The 15,776-nt window shown below is 57.7% G+C and carries 13 protein-coding genes and 3 pseudogenes; 9 read left to right on the top strand and 7 right to left on the bottom strand.

Annotated elements, in window-relative coordinates; all coding sequences use genetic code 11:
- The first annotated feature begins 97 nt into the window (after positions 1-97).
- The gene (locus ACMX3H_RS11370) at positions 98-760 is read left to right on the top strand and encodes a prepilin peptidase (RefSeq protein ID WP_415210922.1); all 663 of its coding nucleotides are present in this window, start codon (positions 98-100) and stop codon (positions 758-760) included.
- Here the strand turns inward: ACMX3H_RS11370 and xni are convergent.
- The 3 genes and pseudogenes from xni to queF all read right to left on the bottom strand — a co-directional run bounded on the left by xni (position 757) and on the right by queF (position 3,998).
- A pseudogene (xni, locus tag ACMX3H_RS11365) lies at positions 757-1,511 on the bottom strand (flap endonuclease Xni). The gene ACMX3H_RS11370 and the pseudogene xni sit on opposite strands and share 4 nt — an antisense overlap.
- Positions 1,512-1,599: 88 nt before the next feature.
- Complete coding sequence (gene ppnN, locus ACMX3H_RS11360; RefSeq protein ID WP_415210921.1) at positions 1,600-2,964, bottom strand: nucleotide 5'-monophosphate nucleosidase PpnN; 1,365 nt, start codon at positions 2,962-2,964, stop codon at positions 1,600-1,602.
- Between the two features lie 188 nt (positions 2,965-3,152).
- Positions 3,153-3,998 carry an NADPH-dependent 7-cyano-7-deazaguanine reductase QueF gene (gene queF / locus ACMX3H_RS11355; protein WP_415210920.1) on the bottom strand — a complete coding sequence of 282 codons (846 nt, stop codon included), beginning with the start codon at positions 3,996-3,998 and terminating at the stop codon, positions 3,153-3,155.
- A gap of 60 nt (positions 3,999-4,058) precedes the next feature.
- Between queF and syd the strand changes: the two genes are divergently transcribed.
- The 4 genes from syd to ACMX3H_RS11335 all read left to right on the top strand — a co-directional run bounded on the left by syd (position 4,059) and on the right by ACMX3H_RS11335 (position 7,033).
- On the top strand, positions 4,059-4,616 hold the full coding sequence (gene syd, locus ACMX3H_RS11350; protein WP_415210924.1) for a SecY-interacting protein: 558 nt from the start codon (positions 4,059-4,061) through the stop codon (positions 4,614-4,616).
- Between the two features lie 849 nt (positions 4,617-5,465).
- Positions 5,466-5,786, top strand: a complete 321-nt coding sequence (locus ACMX3H_RS11345) for a YqcC family protein (protein ID WP_415210919.1) — start codon at positions 5,466-5,468, stop codon at positions 5,784-5,786.
- Complete coding sequence (gene truC / locus ACMX3H_RS11340) at positions 5,779-6,567, top strand: tRNA pseudouridine(65) synthase TruC (protein WP_415210918.1); 789 nt, start codon at positions 5,779-5,781, stop codon at positions 6,565-6,567. Before ACMX3H_RS11345 ends, truC begins: the two co-directional genes overlap by 8 nt.
- 19 nt (positions 6,568-6,586) lie before the next feature.
- A complete protein-coding gene (locus ACMX3H_RS11335; RefSeq protein WP_415210917.1) occupies positions 6,587-7,033 on the top strand; it encodes a flavodoxin in 447 nt (148 codons plus the stop codon).
- A gap of 174 nt (positions 7,034-7,207) precedes the next feature.
- Here the strand turns inward: ACMX3H_RS11335 and ACMX3H_RS11330 are convergent.
- The 4 genes and pseudogenes from ACMX3H_RS11330 to map form a co-directional block, all read right to left on the bottom strand.
- A pseudogene (locus ACMX3H_RS11330) lies at positions 7,208-7,598 on the bottom strand (DUF3461 family protein).
- Between the two features lie 124 nt (positions 7,599-7,722).
- Positions 7,723-8,547: a 2,3,4,5-tetrahydropyridine-2,6-dicarboxylate N-succinyltransferase gene (gene dapD, locus ACMX3H_RS11325; RefSeq protein ID WP_415210916.1), complete on the bottom strand. Its 825-nt coding sequence runs from the start codon at positions 8,545-8,547 to the stop codon at positions 7,723-7,725.
- A 51-nt stretch (positions 8,548-8,598) separates the two neighbouring features.
- Positions 8,599-11,278: pseudogene (gene glnD / locus ACMX3H_RS11320) on the bottom strand (bifunctional uridylyltransferase/uridylyl-removing protein GlnD).
- Between the two features lie 111 nt (positions 11,279-11,389).
- Positions 11,390-12,184: a type I methionyl aminopeptidase gene (gene map, locus ACMX3H_RS11315; RefSeq protein WP_415210915.1), complete on the bottom strand. Its 795-nt coding sequence runs from the start codon at positions 12,182-12,184 to the stop codon at positions 11,390-11,392.
- A gap of 335 nt (positions 12,185-12,519) precedes the next feature.
- Between map and rpsB the strand changes: the two genes are divergently transcribed.
- The 4 genes from rpsB (at position 12,520) to frr (ending at position 15,710) form a co-directional block, all read left to right on the top strand.
- Positions 12,520-13,245 carry a 30S ribosomal protein S2 gene (rpsB, locus tag ACMX3H_RS11310; protein WP_415210914.1) on the top strand — a complete coding sequence of 242 codons (726 nt, stop codon included), beginning with the start codon at positions 12,520-12,522 and terminating at the stop codon, positions 13,243-13,245.
- A 115-nt stretch (positions 13,246-13,360) separates the two neighbouring features.
- On the top strand, positions 13,361-14,218 hold the full coding sequence (gene tsf / locus ACMX3H_RS11305) for a translation elongation factor Ts (protein ID WP_415210913.1): 858 nt from the start codon (positions 13,361-13,363) through the stop codon (positions 14,216-14,218).
- A 140-nt stretch (positions 14,219-14,358) separates the two neighbouring features.
- Complete coding sequence (gene pyrH / locus ACMX3H_RS11300; RefSeq protein ID WP_415210912.1) at positions 14,359-15,084, top strand: UMP kinase; 726 nt, start codon at positions 14,359-14,361, stop codon at positions 15,082-15,084.
- A 68-nt stretch (positions 15,085-15,152) separates the two neighbouring features.
- Positions 15,153-15,710: a ribosome recycling factor gene (gene frr / locus ACMX3H_RS11295; RefSeq protein ID WP_415210911.1), complete on the top strand. Its 558-nt coding sequence runs from the start codon at positions 15,153-15,155 to the stop codon at positions 15,708-15,710.
- Positions 15,711-15,776: the final 66 nt, after the last annotated feature.

The following is a 15,776-nucleotide window of genomic DNA, read 5'->3' as shown; positions in this document are numbered from 1 at the left end:
CAGGAAAAATAGACTAAAACCGAGTCAGAAGATGAGCGAACACGTGATCGAATATCACTGGAATGGGTGATCGGAAAATATCGGAATAACTGATCGGATGTCGCCGGAACAGATGATCGGATACGTCGGAATCTGCACCTTAGGGGCGGGATGGCGCGACGCATGGCGGGGCTGGGGAACGTTAGGGGTCGCCGGACCCGCGGAGGGAACGCCGGTAGAAAGAGCCCTATCGGTCGTTTGTACGCCACCGCTTTGGCAACTGCTACTGCTGTTGCTCGGTTTGACGGCGGGGCTGGTGCTGCATTCCGCGCTGGCGGGGGCGGTGCTATTGTCGAGTGCGCTGCTGCTGGCGGTGGTGGACGCCACCACCCTGCGGTTGCCTGACGTTGTCACTCAGTCGCTGCTGTGGTTAGGGCTGCTGTTTAACCTCGGCGCCACCTTTGTGCCCCTGCCGGATGCGGTGTGTGGCGCTGTGACCGGTTATCTGATGCTATGGTGCGTCAACGGTTGTTACCGGCTGGTATGCCGCCACCACGGGCTTGGGGCGGGGGATTTTAAACTGCTGGCGGCGCTAGGCGCCTGGTTGGGTTGGCGTGCGTTGCTGCTGCTGCTGCTGGCGGCAACGGCAGGGCTAATGTGTATTTTATGCGTGCGGCGGTGGCGCTGGCGTTTGGTCCCTGGCTCGCGCTGGCGGGGACGCTGCTGCTATTCTCAAACGGCGGCTAATGTCGCCCACCGGCTATTTTCAAGCGGCGGCTAACGTAACCGCAACTGCTGTAAATTTCCCTGCAGCGTCACGGCGGTGTCCAGCGTAGCCACCCGACGGCAGAGAAACGCCAGATCACGGTCACGTTCCAGCTTGTGCCGCCATTTTTCCGGCAATCGCTCAAGCCGCTGGTAGAGGGCGTCCAGCGTGCCTGCCTCGGTTATCAGCTGCGCGGCGCTTTTGGGGCCGATACCGGCAACGCCCGGGATTTTGCTGCTGCTGACTCCCGCTAACCCCCAAAAATCGGTCAACTGCGGCGGCTCTACGCCAAAATGACGCGCCACGAAGGGTATATCCAGCCAGCGCTTTTGAAAGTAGTCCCGAATTTGTATCGACGGCGAAAGCAGCTGGCAATAGCCCTTATCGGTGGATACCAGTGTCACCTGATGCCCACCTGCCGCCACCTTGAATGCCAGCGTCGCGGCAATATCGTCCCCGCCTCATAGCCGCTGGCGTGCCAACAGGCGACGGACTCGCGGTTGAATTCGGCGCGAATGGCCTGCATCAGCACCTGCAGATCTTCCGGCATCGGCGCGCGCCCGCTTTTATATTGCGGCAATTGCTGGTGGCGCCAGCTTTCGTGGCGCTCGTCGTCGTCAAACACCGCCACCGCATGGCTGGGGCGGCAGTGCAGAATAAGCTGGCGCAGGGCGTGCCCGCAGGCGGCCAGGCAGGAAGCGCCCTGCACCGCATGAATGTGGCGGATAAGATTCAGCGCGTCAACTATCAACAAATGTACCGACATGGAGTGCCATCCTGATTATCCATTAGGACTGGCGGCCCCGCACGCGGTGAAAGCACTGGCGCCGGCTTCCCGCCGGCGCCGGTAAGCGTTAAATCCGGATTTCGTAGCAGGGCAGGTAGGCGCTGCCGGGCAGCTTCATCCGGTGCTGGGCAACGGAACCCTGCAGCAGCGTATCCATATGCCGCATGATTTCCGCATCGCCATGCAGTTGATAAGGTCCATACTGCTCGATAGCGTGAATGCCATACTCCTTTACGTTGCCCGCGACAATGCCGGAGAAGGCACGGCGCAGCGCGGCCGCCAGGCGTTCGGCCGGCTGTTCGCGGTGCAGATTGAGGTTGGCCATATTTTCATGGCTGGACTCGAAGGGATGCTGCAAATCATGGGCGATGCGCAATGACCAGTTGAAGCCGTAAGCATCGCCGCTGCGGCGGCGGTTTTCCTGGACCTCCGGCATGGCCTTTTTCATCCGGCGGGCCACTTCCGCGGCATCATCGATGATAATGGAATAATAGCGGCGGGCCTGGGGGCCGAGCGTACTGACGATAAATTCGTCCAGCACGCGGAAATAGTCGGCGCTCTCCTCCGGTCCGGTAAGCACCAGCGGCAGCATCTGATCGGCGTTTTCCGGATCCATCATGATGCCCAGTAAATACAGGAACTCTTCCGCGGTGCCGACGCCGCCAGGGAAAATGATGATACCGTGGCCAAGGCGCACAAAAGTCTCGAGGCGTTTTTCGATATCCGGCATGATCACCAGCTCGTTCACCAGGCCGTTGGGCGGTTCGGCGGCGATAATGGAGGGTTCGGTCATCCCGATAAACCGTCCCTCGTTATAACGCTGTTGGGCATGGCCAACCGCAGCGCCCTTTATGGGGGCTTCCATCGCGCCCGGCCCGCAACCGGTGCAAATGTTGAGCTCGCGCAGGCCAAGCTGATTGCCGACGGCGCGCGCATAGCGATATTCGTTTTCGTTAATGGAATGCCCGCCCCAGTAGACAATCATATTCGGCGCCTCGCCCACGTATAGAGCCCGGGCGTTGCGCAGGATGGAAAACACCAGATTGGTGATGTGGGAGGCGTTGGCCAGATTGAGATGTTGATGCCGCCCGGCGCTGGCGATTTGGCCGTTAACGAACAGGATATCGCGCAATACGGCAAACAGGTTGGCCTGCAGCGAGCGAATAATGCGGCCATCGACAAACGCTTCTTCCGGAGGGTTCACCAGTTCCAACTTCACGCCGCGCTCGCGGCGCAGAACGTTAATATCAAAATCCTGAAAGCGCTCAAGCAGCTCTTTACTGCTGTCGGTCTGGATCCCGGAATTGAGCATCGCCAGCGAACAGTTGTGAAATAGCCGGTAGAGATCGCTGCTGGCGGTACGTTTGAGCATATCCACTTCGAGTTGTGACAATAAATCCATGGAGCCTAGCGGGCTGATATACGTAATCAAAATAGCTCCTTGTCATGCCGGTACATACAACAAAATGAGAATCCCATTTTGGCCTAGCACTGGGGAACGGAGGCGCGTAACGCTTGCCCAATGACCTGAAGGCCCGTCCTCGCTAACAGTAAGGCCGGTGGGGAGGTTTTACCACCCTCGCCACGCGGAGCGGGGCAATTTTTGCGCGCCGCAATGCATTATTGCCGTGCAAGCCGTCCGGTTGCCGGCGAAAAGTGCGTATTACTGCGCCAGGGGTTGATATCCAATCCACCGCGGCGGGTATAGCGCGCATACACCGACAGGGTATCCGGGCGGCAAAATTGCATCAGATCGCAGAAGATACGCTCCACGCACTGCTCATGGAACTCGTTATGCTGACGGAAAGACACGAGATAGCGCAACAGCGCCTCGCGGTCGATGCGCGCCCCCCGGTAGCGGATTTGTACCGATCCCCAGTCTGGCTGATGGGTGATAAGACAATTGGACTTCAGCAGATGGCTAACCAGCGTTTCGCTCACCGAGGGTCCGCCGGCGGCGCCCTCAAGCCAGCGGTTGCTAAAGGTATAGTCGTCGATGCGGATAGGTTGATCGTCGATGCATTCGCCGTCAAAACCCAGCACCGGGCTGCCGGTAAACTCGTCGAGCGCGCACAGCGTGACCGCCACCTCGCCGTCGGCGCAGCGGGAGAGATCTTCGACGAGACGGTCGCGCACCGCTTCGCGGGAGGGAAAGTGGGTCTGGTTGAAACTATTCAGGTACAGTTTAAAACTTTTGGATTCGATAAGATTTACGCTGGTGGCGTTAAGGGCGATTTCGCCAATCGCCACCTGCGGCAAGCCCGCCTCGTTGAGCCAGGAGAGCTCGTACAGGGTCCAGATATCGGCGCCATGAAAGGGGAGCGCCGCCGCCTGCAGCCCCAACGGATCGCGGTTGAGGGCACGGGATACCGCCTGGAGCAGCGAGGGATCATAGCGCTCGCGGTACGGAGTGGGTTTCACCAGTGTCAGCGATTGCAAAGCATGCTGTTGGTCATAATGCGTCATGGTGTTTACCTTGGGGCCTTACTGATACACTAGGCGTAGTGTACCGCACGGAGCAGTAAAATAAGAGAGAATAGGGACCCGGCCGCTGCGCTGGCGGATTTTACCGCGCGCTATGTAGATGACTGGCGACAAACGACCGGCGGTTTACCCGTCAGCCACGGGGTGTCCGACATACCGTCGCCCTGCGTCGCCGGTGGCGACGGCGACGCGGTTTACTGTCAGCCCTGCCCGGCAGCGCCGGATCAGACGCTGCCGGGCGTCGAGCGGGCGCTTGCCTTGTGGCTACAGCCGTCGGCGCAGGCCTATTACTGCAGCCAGTACGCCGGTGATATGCCGGCCGCCTTTGAGGGAGAACCCCTCGAACTGGTACAGGTTTGGAGCGAGTCCGATTTCGTGCGCGTGCAGGAAAACCTGATAGGGCATTTGCTGATGCAACAGCGGCTGCGCCAGACACCGACGCTATTTATTGGCACGACCGCGTCCGAACTGACTATAATTTCATTATGCAACCTGACCGGCCAGGTACTGCGTGAGCAGGTGGGCGGCAAAGGGCGCGAGGTGCTAGCGGCCGATCTGGCCGGCTTCCTCACCCGCCTGAGGCCGATGCTGTCGGCGTAAATTCCGCACCTTTTTATGCAAACTATTGTAAGATATATACTACAATAACTGTAGGAAATAACTGTGTTTAAAAAGATTAAATTTAGCTAAAAATTTAATTAATCCAGTAAGATCAACGTAATATAACGACTTATTAGCATTTCCCTTTTTCTGTCGCTATATAAATATATATTACTACTCTTGTTTGGAACGAAAGATTAAGCGATATTAACAACTAAATTAGTAAAGCAAGGACAGCCCACTGACCAGGATTGCGCCGCAAGGACAGCGCGAGGAGGGTTAGCATAGGACCGGCCTCAGCCTCAGGAAGAAGCCCGCAAGTTTCAGGATGATACCCAGGACACCTCCAGGATGGAGAATGTGAGCCGGTAATGGAACACCGGCGAGGCAAGGATTGCTGAAGGACATACGTTTGATAACGTAGGCGTTGCGCAGGGACGGGTATTGCCGACACGGATTGTTGCAATGTTATCTAGTATAACAAGCGTCATGGAGGTAGGCAGGGAGCATAAATGTAGCGGGATTGCTATAAAACGAACCGGGGGTACTGTGTAAACAGTACCCCCTTTTCTTTGACGCAGGACTGCTCTGGCGGGAAAAAGGACCAATCTCAACCGCCGCCGTACCGTTATCCCTGCACGAAAGAGGCCTAGCGCTGCGGGATGAGGGTGTCCGTTTTCTATCGCACAGAAATCATCACTCTTGACAATAAAATCGTTTGCGCAACGCAGACGGCATTTCCTCTATTGTCCGTTTTACGCCCATAATTAGCACTGGCCCCGCTCTGATGATATTCTTTGCGGTTTTGCATGGACGGCGCCGACGGGTCCTGCGGCGCGGGAGGATCAGATGACGTTACATCAACAGGTTCGTCAGCGGCTGTTCGATATCGAGCAGGCGATGCGAGACGCCGAGATTTGGCAGCCGCAGCCGCCGGCGCGCGCGGCCTTCGACAGCGTAGAGCCGTTCTGCATTGACACGATGGAAGCGCAGCAGCGGCTGCAGTGGATTTTGCTGCCGCGTATGCATGCGCTCCTGGATCGCGACGCGCCATTACCGCAACGCTTCGCCCTGACGCCGTATTTTGAAGAGGCGCTGCCCGAGGCGCAGGCGTTATTGCAGCAATTACGCCAGTTGGATAGCCTGCTTGGCGGTGAAGCGCATGATTGAACTATGTTACCAGGATCAATACCTGGTGGCGGTCAATAAACCGGCCGGCTGGCTGGTGCACCACAGTTGGCTGGATCGCAAGGAAAAAGTGGTGGTCATGCAAACGGTGCGCGACATGCTGGGGCAACATGTGTTCACGGTGCACCGGCTGGATCGCCCGACCTCCGGCGTCCTATTGCTGGCGCTGTCAAGCGACGTGGCCCACAGGCTGGCACAGCAATTCGAGCGCCATGAGGTGAAAAAGCACTATCTGGCGGTCACCCGCGGCTATCTGGAAGGCGAAGGGTTTATCGACTATGCGTTGACGCCGGAACTGGATAAAATCGCCGACAAATTCGCCCATCCCGAGAAAGCGCCGCAGCCGGCGCAGAGCCATTATCACGCTTTGGCGCGAGTGGAGATGCCGGTTGCCGTTGGCAGTTATCCCAGCAGCCGCTACAGCCTGATGGCCCTCTCTCCCCTTACCGGCCGCAAACATCAGCTGCGCCGCCATATGGCGCATTTGCGCCATCCGATTATAGGCGATACCACCCATGGTGATCTGCGCCACAACCGCGACTTTGCCGCCGCCTTCGGCTGTCGCCGTCTGATGCTGCACGCTTGCCGATTGGCGCTGTCGCATCCGGTCACCGGCGTACCGCTAGTCATTGACGCCCGTTGGGACGACAGCTGGCAACAGCTGACGCGCCAATTCGGCTGGCGCGGCCTTCTCCCTGCATATGAAAGGGTTGAGTTTGCCGGGCCTTTGGGTCAGGATAAGGCCTTTCATCAAGCGCAGTAGGTCAGGGGAGTCGAGCGCCATGGCGCAAATAGGTATTTTTGTCGGTACGGTATACGGTAACGCACGGTTAACCGCTGAAGAAGTGGAGTTGGTGCTAACAGAGCAGGGGCACCAGGTAACCCTGTTCGAGGACGGTGGCTTAGAGCAATGGCAGGCGTATGCTGAACGGGTAATCCTCATCATTACCTCCACCACCGGACAAGGGGGGTTGCCGGATAATATCGTGCCGCTGTTCCAGCAGGTGAAAGATAAGCTGGGGCATCAGCCGGCGCTACGCTATGGCGTTATCGTGCTGGGCGACAGCAGTTATGATACCTTTTGCGGCGCGGGACACGCTTTCGACGCGCTATTGCAGGAGCAGGGGGCCACGCGGGTCGGTGATCCGCTGGAAATCGATGCCGAGGAGCATCCCGAGCCGGAAACGCTGGCCTGCCCCTGGGCGGCGCAGTGGGGCGCCCTGTTATAGGCGCAGCGCACGGCCTACTAGGCTTGCCGCCGCGCGCTAGCGGCCGGATACAGTCCGGCAGGGCGAGACGCGGCGAGCCCATCCTGCCCGGCGCGGAATGCCGTCGGGCGGGACGGAGGCCGGGCTCAGGCATGACCGTCTTCGGTCTTTGCGCGCGCGCAGGCTGTCGCGGGGTTATTTCTGCCGGGTCAGTTTTTCCAGATCCGCTTCGATCTCGGCGATTTTATTGGATACCACGCTTTCCAGCGTGGCGTAAGTTATCCAAAATTTTGTGTTTTAAATCCACCTTGGTCTGATCGCGCAGGCAGATTTGATCCAGCTCATCGATCACATAGCGCAGATTGGGGCTGATTTCGTTGATTTCCCGATAGCCTTCCGCCGCATTATCCGACACCACGGTCTTACGTTGACGGGGGTATTTGAATTTTACGCTTTTGGCGAAAAACTCGCCTTTGTCACGGCGAAAATAAATCTTGAGGATATCGTTATTGGCCTCCTGGCGTAGGCTGTAGCGGTCGATATCGTCCGGATGATTAACGCCAAGGCTTTTCAGATTATCGTACATGGTCGTCCCCTTGTGATGTGCGGTATAGGTAAAATTATGATGCCTGGCGGCGTCATAAGCTGTGACTTACGGCCGGATTTGCCGCCGTACTAACCGAGCGCGAACGCTGCCGCCGTGGATAATATTAGTCGATGGTGCGTAATAACTCATTGATACCCACCTTGCCGCGGGTTTTGGCGTCGACTTTTTTCACAATCACCGCGCAATAGAGGCTGTAGCGTCCGTCTTTGGAAGGTAAATTGCCGGACACCACCACCGAGCCTGCCGGTACGCGGCCGTAATGCACTTCGCAGGTTTTACGATCGAAGATTTTGGTGCTCTGGCCGATAAACACGCCCATGGAAATAACCGAGCCCTCCTCGACGATTACTCCTTCGACGACTTCAGAGCGGGCGCCGATAAAACAGTTGTCCTCGATGATGGTCGGATTGGCCTGCAGCGGTTCCAGCACGCCGCCGATACCGACGCCGCCGGACAGATGGACGTTCTTGCCGATTTGCGCGCAGGAGCCGACGGTGGCCCATGTGTCCACCATTGTGCCTTCATCCACATAGGCGCCGATATTGACATAAGAGGGCATCAGTACCGTATTGCGGGCGATATAGGCGCCCTGGCGCACGCTGGCCGGCGGCACCACGCGGAATCCTTCGCGCTGGAAGCGTTCGCTGTCCCAGCCGGCGAACTTCATCGGCACTTTATCGAAGAAGCGCGTTTCGCCGCCCTCGATCAGCTGATTATCGGCGATGCGAAACGAAAGCAGTACCGCTTTTTTCAGCCATTGATGGGTCACCCACTCGCCATTGATTTTTTCCGCTACGCGCAGCGCGCCGCTGTCGAGGGAAACGATAACCTGATTAATTGCGTCGCGGGTGGCGCCATCGACGTTAGCCGGCGTGATCGCGGCGCGTTGTTCAAAGACGGTTTCAATAATCTGCTGTAATGACTGCATCCTGTCGTGTCCTGTCTGTCGGCTTAATGGGAATTCATAGCGTTACTTGTATCACATTTTATCGTTTGGATTGAGCGCCTCTGTCAAGCGCCGCCGCAATTCCGCCTGCATTGCCGGGCTGAGGGCGCGGCGGTCGCCGCCCGCCAGAATGAATAAATCCTCCACCCGCTCGCCGATGGTGGAAATACGTGCGCCGTGCAGCGAAATGCCCAAATCGACAAAGACCTCGCTGACGCGAGCCAGTAATCCCGGCTGGTCGAGCACCGTCAGCTCCAGATAGCTGCGCCGTTCGGTCGGTGAAGGCAGAAACACCACCGAGGTGTCCACATTGAAATGGCGTAACTTGGGAGAAGGACGGCGCACCCGCGGATGGTGGTAATCCCCGGGCTGCAGGATTTGCAACAGCGCCTGGTGGATGACGGGATGGCGGTCCGGCGACAGCGGGCTGCCATCCGGCTCGAGCACCACGAAGGTATCCATCGCCATGCCGTTCCGGTTAGTGAAAATCTGCGCGTCGTGCACGCTTAGATTACGGCGATCCAGCTCACCCGTCACCGCGGCGAACAAATAGGGGCGGTCCTGATTGCGAATGAAAATCTCGGTGCCGCCGCGGGTGGCCTGCGGGCTAATCAGCACCAGTGGTTCGTCGCGGCTGTGCAGCACCATATGGCGCGCATGCCAGGCCAGCTGATTGGGGGTATGGCGCAGGAAATAGTCGGCGCGGCATCGGCTCCAGATTTCTTGCAGGCGGTGTTCGTCGATCCCCTCCATGCGCAGTAGCGCCAGCGCCTTTCGACGGTTGTGCCGCACCCGCACCCGCACCCGGACATCCGGCGTGACATGCATACCGCGACGCAATTGTTTTTCGGTGGCGAAAAACAGCTCGCGCAGCAGGCTTTGTTTCCAACTGTTCCACAGCGTTTCGTTGGTGGCGCAAATATCCGCCACCGTCAGGCACAGCAGATAGTGCAGGCGGCTCTCGCTTTGCATTTCGCCGGCGAACTGCACCAACACGTCCGGGTCCTGAATATCCCGCCGCTGGGCGGTGACCGACATGACGAGATGGCTTTCCACCAGCCAGGCCACCAGTTGGGCATCCTCGGCGGGCAAATCGTGCAGCGCCGCGAATTCCAGCACGTCGCGGGCGCCGAGCTGGGAATGATCGCCGCCGCGCCCTTTGGCGATGTCGTGAAATAGCGCCGCCACCAGCAATAAGTGCCGCTGGCCCAGGCGCGGAAACAGCTCCACGCACAGCGGATGGTATGGCCGCTGGCTTTCGTCGGCGAAGCTTTCCAGCTTCAGCAATACCCGAATGGTATGTTCATCGACGGTATAGGCATGGAACAGGTCAAATTGCATCTGACCGACGATATTGCTCCACTGCGGCATATAGGCCCACAGCACGCTGTGCCGATGCATTGGCAGCAGGGCGTGTTTCACCGCGCCCGATTGATGCAAAATTTGCATGAACAGCGCGCGCGCCTCCGGGATCGTGCACAGCGGCTCCTTCAGGTGACGGCGGGTATAGCGCAGCTGGCGCAGGGTGGCCGAATAGATCCCCTCGATATGTTGATTACACACCATCTGCCAGAACAGGCGCAAAATGGCCTGCGGCTGTCGGCTGAACAGCGTCTCGTCGCGTAAATCAATGAGATTGCCGCGCAGTTGAAACTCGTCGTCCAGCGGCTGCGGCTTTTCATCGGGCGCCAGCGTCAGGATAGCTTCATCAAACAACTGCAGCAGCATTTGATTCAGCTCGCTGACGCGGCGGGTGACGCGAAAGAAATCTTTCATCATCCGCTCAACCGGCAGGTTGCCTTCTCCCTGGTAGCGCCGCAGTTGCGCCACGCTCTGCTGGCGGTCGAACAGCAGGCGGTTATCGTAGCGGTTCAGCACCAGATGCAGGGCGAAACGGATGCGCCAAAGAAAGCTTTGGCATTCGTTGAGTTCATCCCGCTCGGCGCGGGTAATAAAGCCGAAGCCCACCATTTCATCCATCGAGGTGGCGCCGAAATGGCGGTGCGCGATCCAGAGCAGCGTATGGATATCCCGCAGGCCGCCGGGACTGCTTTTAATGTCCGGCTCCAGACTGTAGCTGGCCGTGATAGCGCAAATGACGCTCCTGCTGCTCCGCCAATTTAGCGGGGAAAAACGCCCTCGAAGGCCAAAAGTCATCGCTGAACAACTGCTTTTGCAGGGTAAGAAACAGTGCCAAATCGCCACAAATCAAGCGCGACTCAATCAGGTTGGTCGCAACGGTGAGATCGGCGCGGCCCTCTTCCAGGCACTCGGCAATACTGCGTATGCTGTGGCCAACCTCCAGCTTCAAATCCCACAACAGCGTCAGCAGTTCGCTAATATGCTGTTGCAACGGCGGCGTCAGCGGCGCCTGGCTCAATACCAGCACATCGATATCGGACAGCGGATGCAGTTCGCAGCGGCCGTATCCCCCCACCGCCACCAGCGTGGTATGGGACGCATGGGCAAACCCGTGATAATACCACAACTGCCGTAACAGCTGATCGATATACAGCGGGCGGGCATCCACCAGCGTTTCCGCCGTCTCGCCCGCATCGAAGGCGTCGGCCAGCCAGCGGTGGAATTCGTCCAGCCGTTCTTTTAAAAAAGGGCGGTTGAGGGCGTCATCCGGCCAGGTGAGGGGAGAGGAAGGTTTAACCGGCGGCCGGCGCGGCGCCGGCGGGTTGATATATTGAAGGATCTGGTCCGGCATCGGGTCGCCCTGCATAGTGCGCCAGCCCCGGGGCGAAAGCGGTCTTACCGGGGTTGGAGCGGAATTAACGCTTGCCGCCGTCCGGCATGGGGTCGGGGGCTGCAAGCGGTATCAGGCCGGGTGGTGGATCACCGTCGGCAACGAGTCATCGATACGCAGCGTCATGATTTCGCTGCCGTCCTCGGTCACCACGATCGTATGCTCGTACTGCGCCGACAGACTGCGATCCTTGGTTTTCACCGTCCAACCGTCTTTCATGGTGCGGATGCGGTAGTCGCCGGCGTTGACCATGGGCTCAATGGTGAACGCCATGCCCGGCTGCAACACCACGCCGTCGTCGTCGGCGTCATAATGTAGCACCTGCGGCTCCTCATGAAAGCCTTCGCCGATGCCGTGGCCGCAATACTCGCGTACCACCGAGAAGCTTTCCGCTTCGACGAACTGTTGAATCGCCTTGCCGAGGGTGCGCAGGCGGATGCCCGGCCGGACCATGCGGATAGCCAGATAAAGGCTCTCTTTCGTCACCCGGCACAGCCGTTCGCCGAGAATGGTCGGTTTGCCGACGATAAACATCTTCGAGGTATCGCCGTGAAAACCGTCTTTGATGACCGTGACGTCAATATTCAGAATGTCGCCATCTTTAAGCTTTTTCTCATCGCTCGGAATACCGTGGCACACCATTTCATTCACCGAAATGCAGACCGATTTCGGAAAACCATGGTAGCCGAGCGACGCGGAAACGGCATGCTGCTTTTCGGTAATGTGCTGGTGGCACAAACGATCCAGTTCGCCGGTGCTTACGCCGGGTTTAATATAAGGTTCAATCATTTCCAGCACCTCGGCGGCCAGCCGGCCGGCAACGCGCATCTTAGCGATATCGTCTGATGTTTTAATAGGAATGGCCATGTAGAGATCCACAGTCGGCGCCAAGGTCGACAATAATATAGGATAAATTAGTGAGTGGCATTAATGGTATCAGTACGGCTCGGCACTGCCAAATTATCATTTTTCCCGCCGCGCGAGAAAACATTTGGTGGAGTCCTGGCGTGGTTTATGGTATAAAGCGCGCCGACGATAGGCGCCAGGTTTTTTTAAGCCGCGCGACGTTCGTCGCAACGAAACTCAATTGTGTTATTACACACACGTACCGGCACATGCGCCGGGGTGCTCTGACCGCAAGGCCGGGGTCGGCCGTATGGGATACGTGGAGGCATAACCCCAAACTTACTTAGAGGTTTATCATGGCAACTGTTTCCATGCGTGACATGCTCCAGGCCGGTGTCCATTTCGGTCACCAAACCCGTTACTGGAACCCGAAAATGAAGCCTTTCATCTTCGCCGCCCGTAACAAAGTTCACATCATCAACCTGGAACAAACCGTACCGATGTTCAACGAGGCCCTGGCCGAGCTGAACAAAATCGCCTCGCGCAAAGGTAAAATCCTGTTTGTCGGCACCAAGCGCGCCGCAAGCGAAGCGGTAAAAGAAGCGGCCAACAGCTGCGATCAATTCTTCGTCAACCATCGCTGGTTAGGTGGGATGTTGACCAACTGGAAAACGGTTCGTCAGTCCATCAAGCGTTTAAAAGACCTGGAAACCCAGTCTCAGGACGGTACTTTCGAGAAGCTGACCAAGAAAGAGGCGCTGATGCGCACTCGTGAACTGGACAAGCTGGAAAACAGCCTGGGCGGTATCAAGGATATGGGCGGTCTGCCGGACGCGCTGTTTGTTATCGATGCTGAACACGAACACATCGCTATCAAAGAAGCCAACAATCTGGGCATTCCGGTTTTCGCTATCGTTGACACCAACTCCGATCCGGACGGCGTGGACTTCATTATCCCGGGTAATGACGACGCCATTCGCGCAATCAACCTGTACCTGACCGCCGTTGCGACTACCGTGCGCGAAGGCCGTTCTCAGGATCTGGCGGAACAGGCTGAAGAAAGCTTTGTGGAAGCTGAATAATAAGGCATGCTCTCAGGAGCCCTTATTAACCAAGTTTTAAATATGTTGGTTAGAGGGCCTGTCTTCAGGCCCTCTTTTTTACCTATCTCCAACACGGAATAACGAGGAACAGATAATGGCTGATATTACCGCCGCCCTGGTTAAAGAACTGCGTGAACGTACCGGCGCAGGCATGATGGAATGCAAGAAAGCCCTGGTTGAAGCGCAGGGCGATATCGAACTGGCTATCGACAACATGCGTAAGTCCGGCCAGGCGAAAGCCGCCAAGAAAGCGGGCCGCGTCGCGGCTGAAGGCGTCATCCTGACCAAAATCGCGCAGGACGGCAAATACGGCGTCATCATCGAGCTGAGCTGTGAAACCGATTTCGTTGCCAAAGACGGCGGCTTCAAAGCCTTTGGCGACGAGGTCATCACCGCGGCGCTGAACGAACGCATCGCTGATGTTGAGGCCCTGAAGGCCAAATTTGAAGAAAAGCGCACCGCGCTGGTGGCAAAAATTGGTGAAAACATCAATATCCGCCGTCTGGGCGTTCTTGAAGGCGACGTGCTCGGCTCTTACCTGCACGGCGCGCGCATCGGCGTCATGGTTTCCGCCGCCGGCGCGGACGAGGAACTGGTGAAGCACGTCGCGATGCACATCGCCGCCAGCAAACCGGAATATGTCAACGCGGATGATGTGCCGGCCGACGTCGTGACCCGTGAGCATCAAATCCAGCTGGACATCGCCATGCAGTCCGGCAAACCGCGTGAAATCGCCGAGAAAATGGTTGAAGGCCGTATGCGCAAGTTCACCGGCGAGATTTCTTTGACCGGCCAGCACTTCGTGATGGATCCGAGCAAGACCGTCGGCCAGCTGTTGAGTGAACACGGTGCCAAAGTCAACAACTTCATCCGTTTTGAAGTGGGCGAAGGCATTGAGAAAGCCGAAGTCGATTTCGCCGCCGAAGTGGCCGCGATGGGTAAGCAGTTTTAATTAAGTTGTTCGGAACCGCCTGCAGGCGGTTCCGTTTTAATGAGCCGGAATAATGTCAGACGACGTGTGCCGCACTCATCAGCCGGGCGCGGCACCAGGTCAATTTCATCCCATGAAATCGCTCTCAAGGAACAGATCAAATGGCAACCAACGCAAAACCCATTTACCAGCGTATTCTGCTCAAATTGAGCGGTGAAGCCCTGCAGGGCGCCGAAGGTTTCGGTATCGACGCCCGCGTGCTGGATCGCATGGCCCAGGAAGTCAAAGAACTGGTGGAGCTGGGTATCCAGGTGGGCGTGGTCATCGGCGGCGGCAACTTGTTCCGCGGTGTGGGGCTGGCGAAGGCCGGCATGAACCGTGTGGTGGGCGATCATATGGGTATGTTGGCGACCGTCATGAACGGTCTGGCGATGCGCGACGCCTTGCATCGCGCCTATGTCAATGCCCGTCTGATGTCGGCGATTCCGCTGAACGGCGTCTGCGACAACTACAGCTGGGCCGAAGCCATCAGCCTGCTGCGCAATAATCGCGTGGTCATTTTTACCGCCGGTACCGGCAATCCCTTCTTTACCACCGATTCCGCCGCCTGTCTGCGCGGTATTGAAATTGAAGCCGAAGCCGTGCTGAAAGCGACGAAAGTGGATGGCGTCTTTTCCGCCGATCCGGTAAAACATCCGGATGCTACACTTTACGATCAATTGAGCTATCAGGATGTGCTGAAGCAAGAATTGAAAGTCATGGATCTGGCCGCCTTTACCCTGGCGCGGGATCACAATCTGCCGATTCGCGTGTTCAATATGAACAAGCCTGGCGCGCTGCGGCGGGTGGTAATGGGTGATAAAGAAGGCACCTTAATTATCAAGTAATGCATAACGGGGCCTGGCAACCAACGGCCACGGTCCGCCCGGATAACCAAGTCTCAAGGGTTCGCAACGTGATTAATGAAATCCGTAAAGATGCCGAGATTCGCATGGAAAAATGCGTCGACGCGTTCAAAAACCACATCAGCAAAGTCCGCACGGGCCGCGCTTCCCCGAGCCTGCTTGACGGTATTCAGATCGAATATTACGGCACGCTGACGCCGCTGCGCCAGCTGGCCAATATTGTTGCCAAGGATTCCCGCACTCTGGCTATCACCGTCTTTGACCGCGCGCTGGCGCCGGCGGTGGAAAAAGCCATTATGGCCTCCGATCTGGGGCTCAATCCCTCTTCCGCCGGTACGGTTATTCGCGTGCCGCTGCCGCCGCTGACCGAAGAGCGCCGCCGCGATTTGATAAAGGTGGTGCGCGCCGAGGCGGAACAGGGCAGGGTGTCGGTGCGCAATGTCCGTCGCGATGCCAACGATAAAGTGAAGGCGCTGCTGAAAGACAAAACCATCGGTGAAGACGAAGACCGCCGTTCGCAAGACGAGATCCAAAAGCTTACCGATGCCTGGATCAAAAAGCTCGATAGCGCTCTGGCGGAAAAAGAAGCGGAATTAATGGAAATTTAATCCGCTGGTGAATCAAAAACGCCGCAGCGGCGCCTCCCTGGCGGGGTGCTGTCGCTGCAGCGTTTT

Origin of the sequence: Sodalis sp. (in: enterobacteria) (assembly GCF_047607725.1) — a bacterium.
Taxonomy (GTDB): Bacteria; Pseudomonadota; Gammaproteobacteria; order Enterobacterales; family Enterobacteriaceae; genus JBLKSS01.
The sequence above is the reverse complement of the archived record's forward strand: the minus strand, read 5'-3'. Positions and strand labels throughout refer to the sequence as shown.

Coding starts and splice junctions, on each gene's coding strand:
- ACMX3H_RS11370 (WP_415210922.1), top strand. CDS start 98: ATGTCGCCGGAACAGATGATCGGATACGTCGGAATCTGCACCTTAGGG.
- queF (WP_415210920.1), bottom strand. CDS start 3,998: ATGACGCATTATGACCAACAGCATGCTTTGCAATCGCTGACACTGGTG.
- ACMX3H_RS11345 (WP_415210919.1), top strand. CDS start 5,466: ATGACGTTACATCAACAGGTTCGTCAGCGGCTGTTCGATATCGAGCAG.
- truC (WP_415210918.1), top strand. CDS start 5,779: ATGATTGAACTATGTTACCAGGATCAATACCTGGTGGCGGTCAATAAA.
- ACMX3H_RS11335 (WP_415210917.1), top strand. CDS start 6,587: ATGGCGCAAATAGGTATTTTTGTCGGTACGGTATACGGTAACGCACGG.
- dapD (WP_415210916.1), bottom strand. CDS start 8,547: ATGCAGTCATTACAGCAGATTATTGAAACCGTCTTTGAACAACGCGCC.
- map (WP_415210915.1), bottom strand. CDS start 12,184: ATGGCCATTCCTATTAAAACATCAGACGATATCGCTAAGATGCGCGTT.
- rpsB (WP_415210914.1), top strand. CDS start 12,520: ATGGCAACTGTTTCCATGCGTGACATGCTCCAGGCCGGTGTCCATTTC.
- tsf (WP_415210913.1), top strand. CDS start 13,361: ATGGCTGATATTACCGCCGCCCTGGTTAAAGAACTGCGTGAACGTACC.
- pyrH (WP_415210912.1), top strand. CDS start 14,359: ATGGCAACCAACGCAAAACCCATTTACCAGCGTATTCTGCTCAAATTG.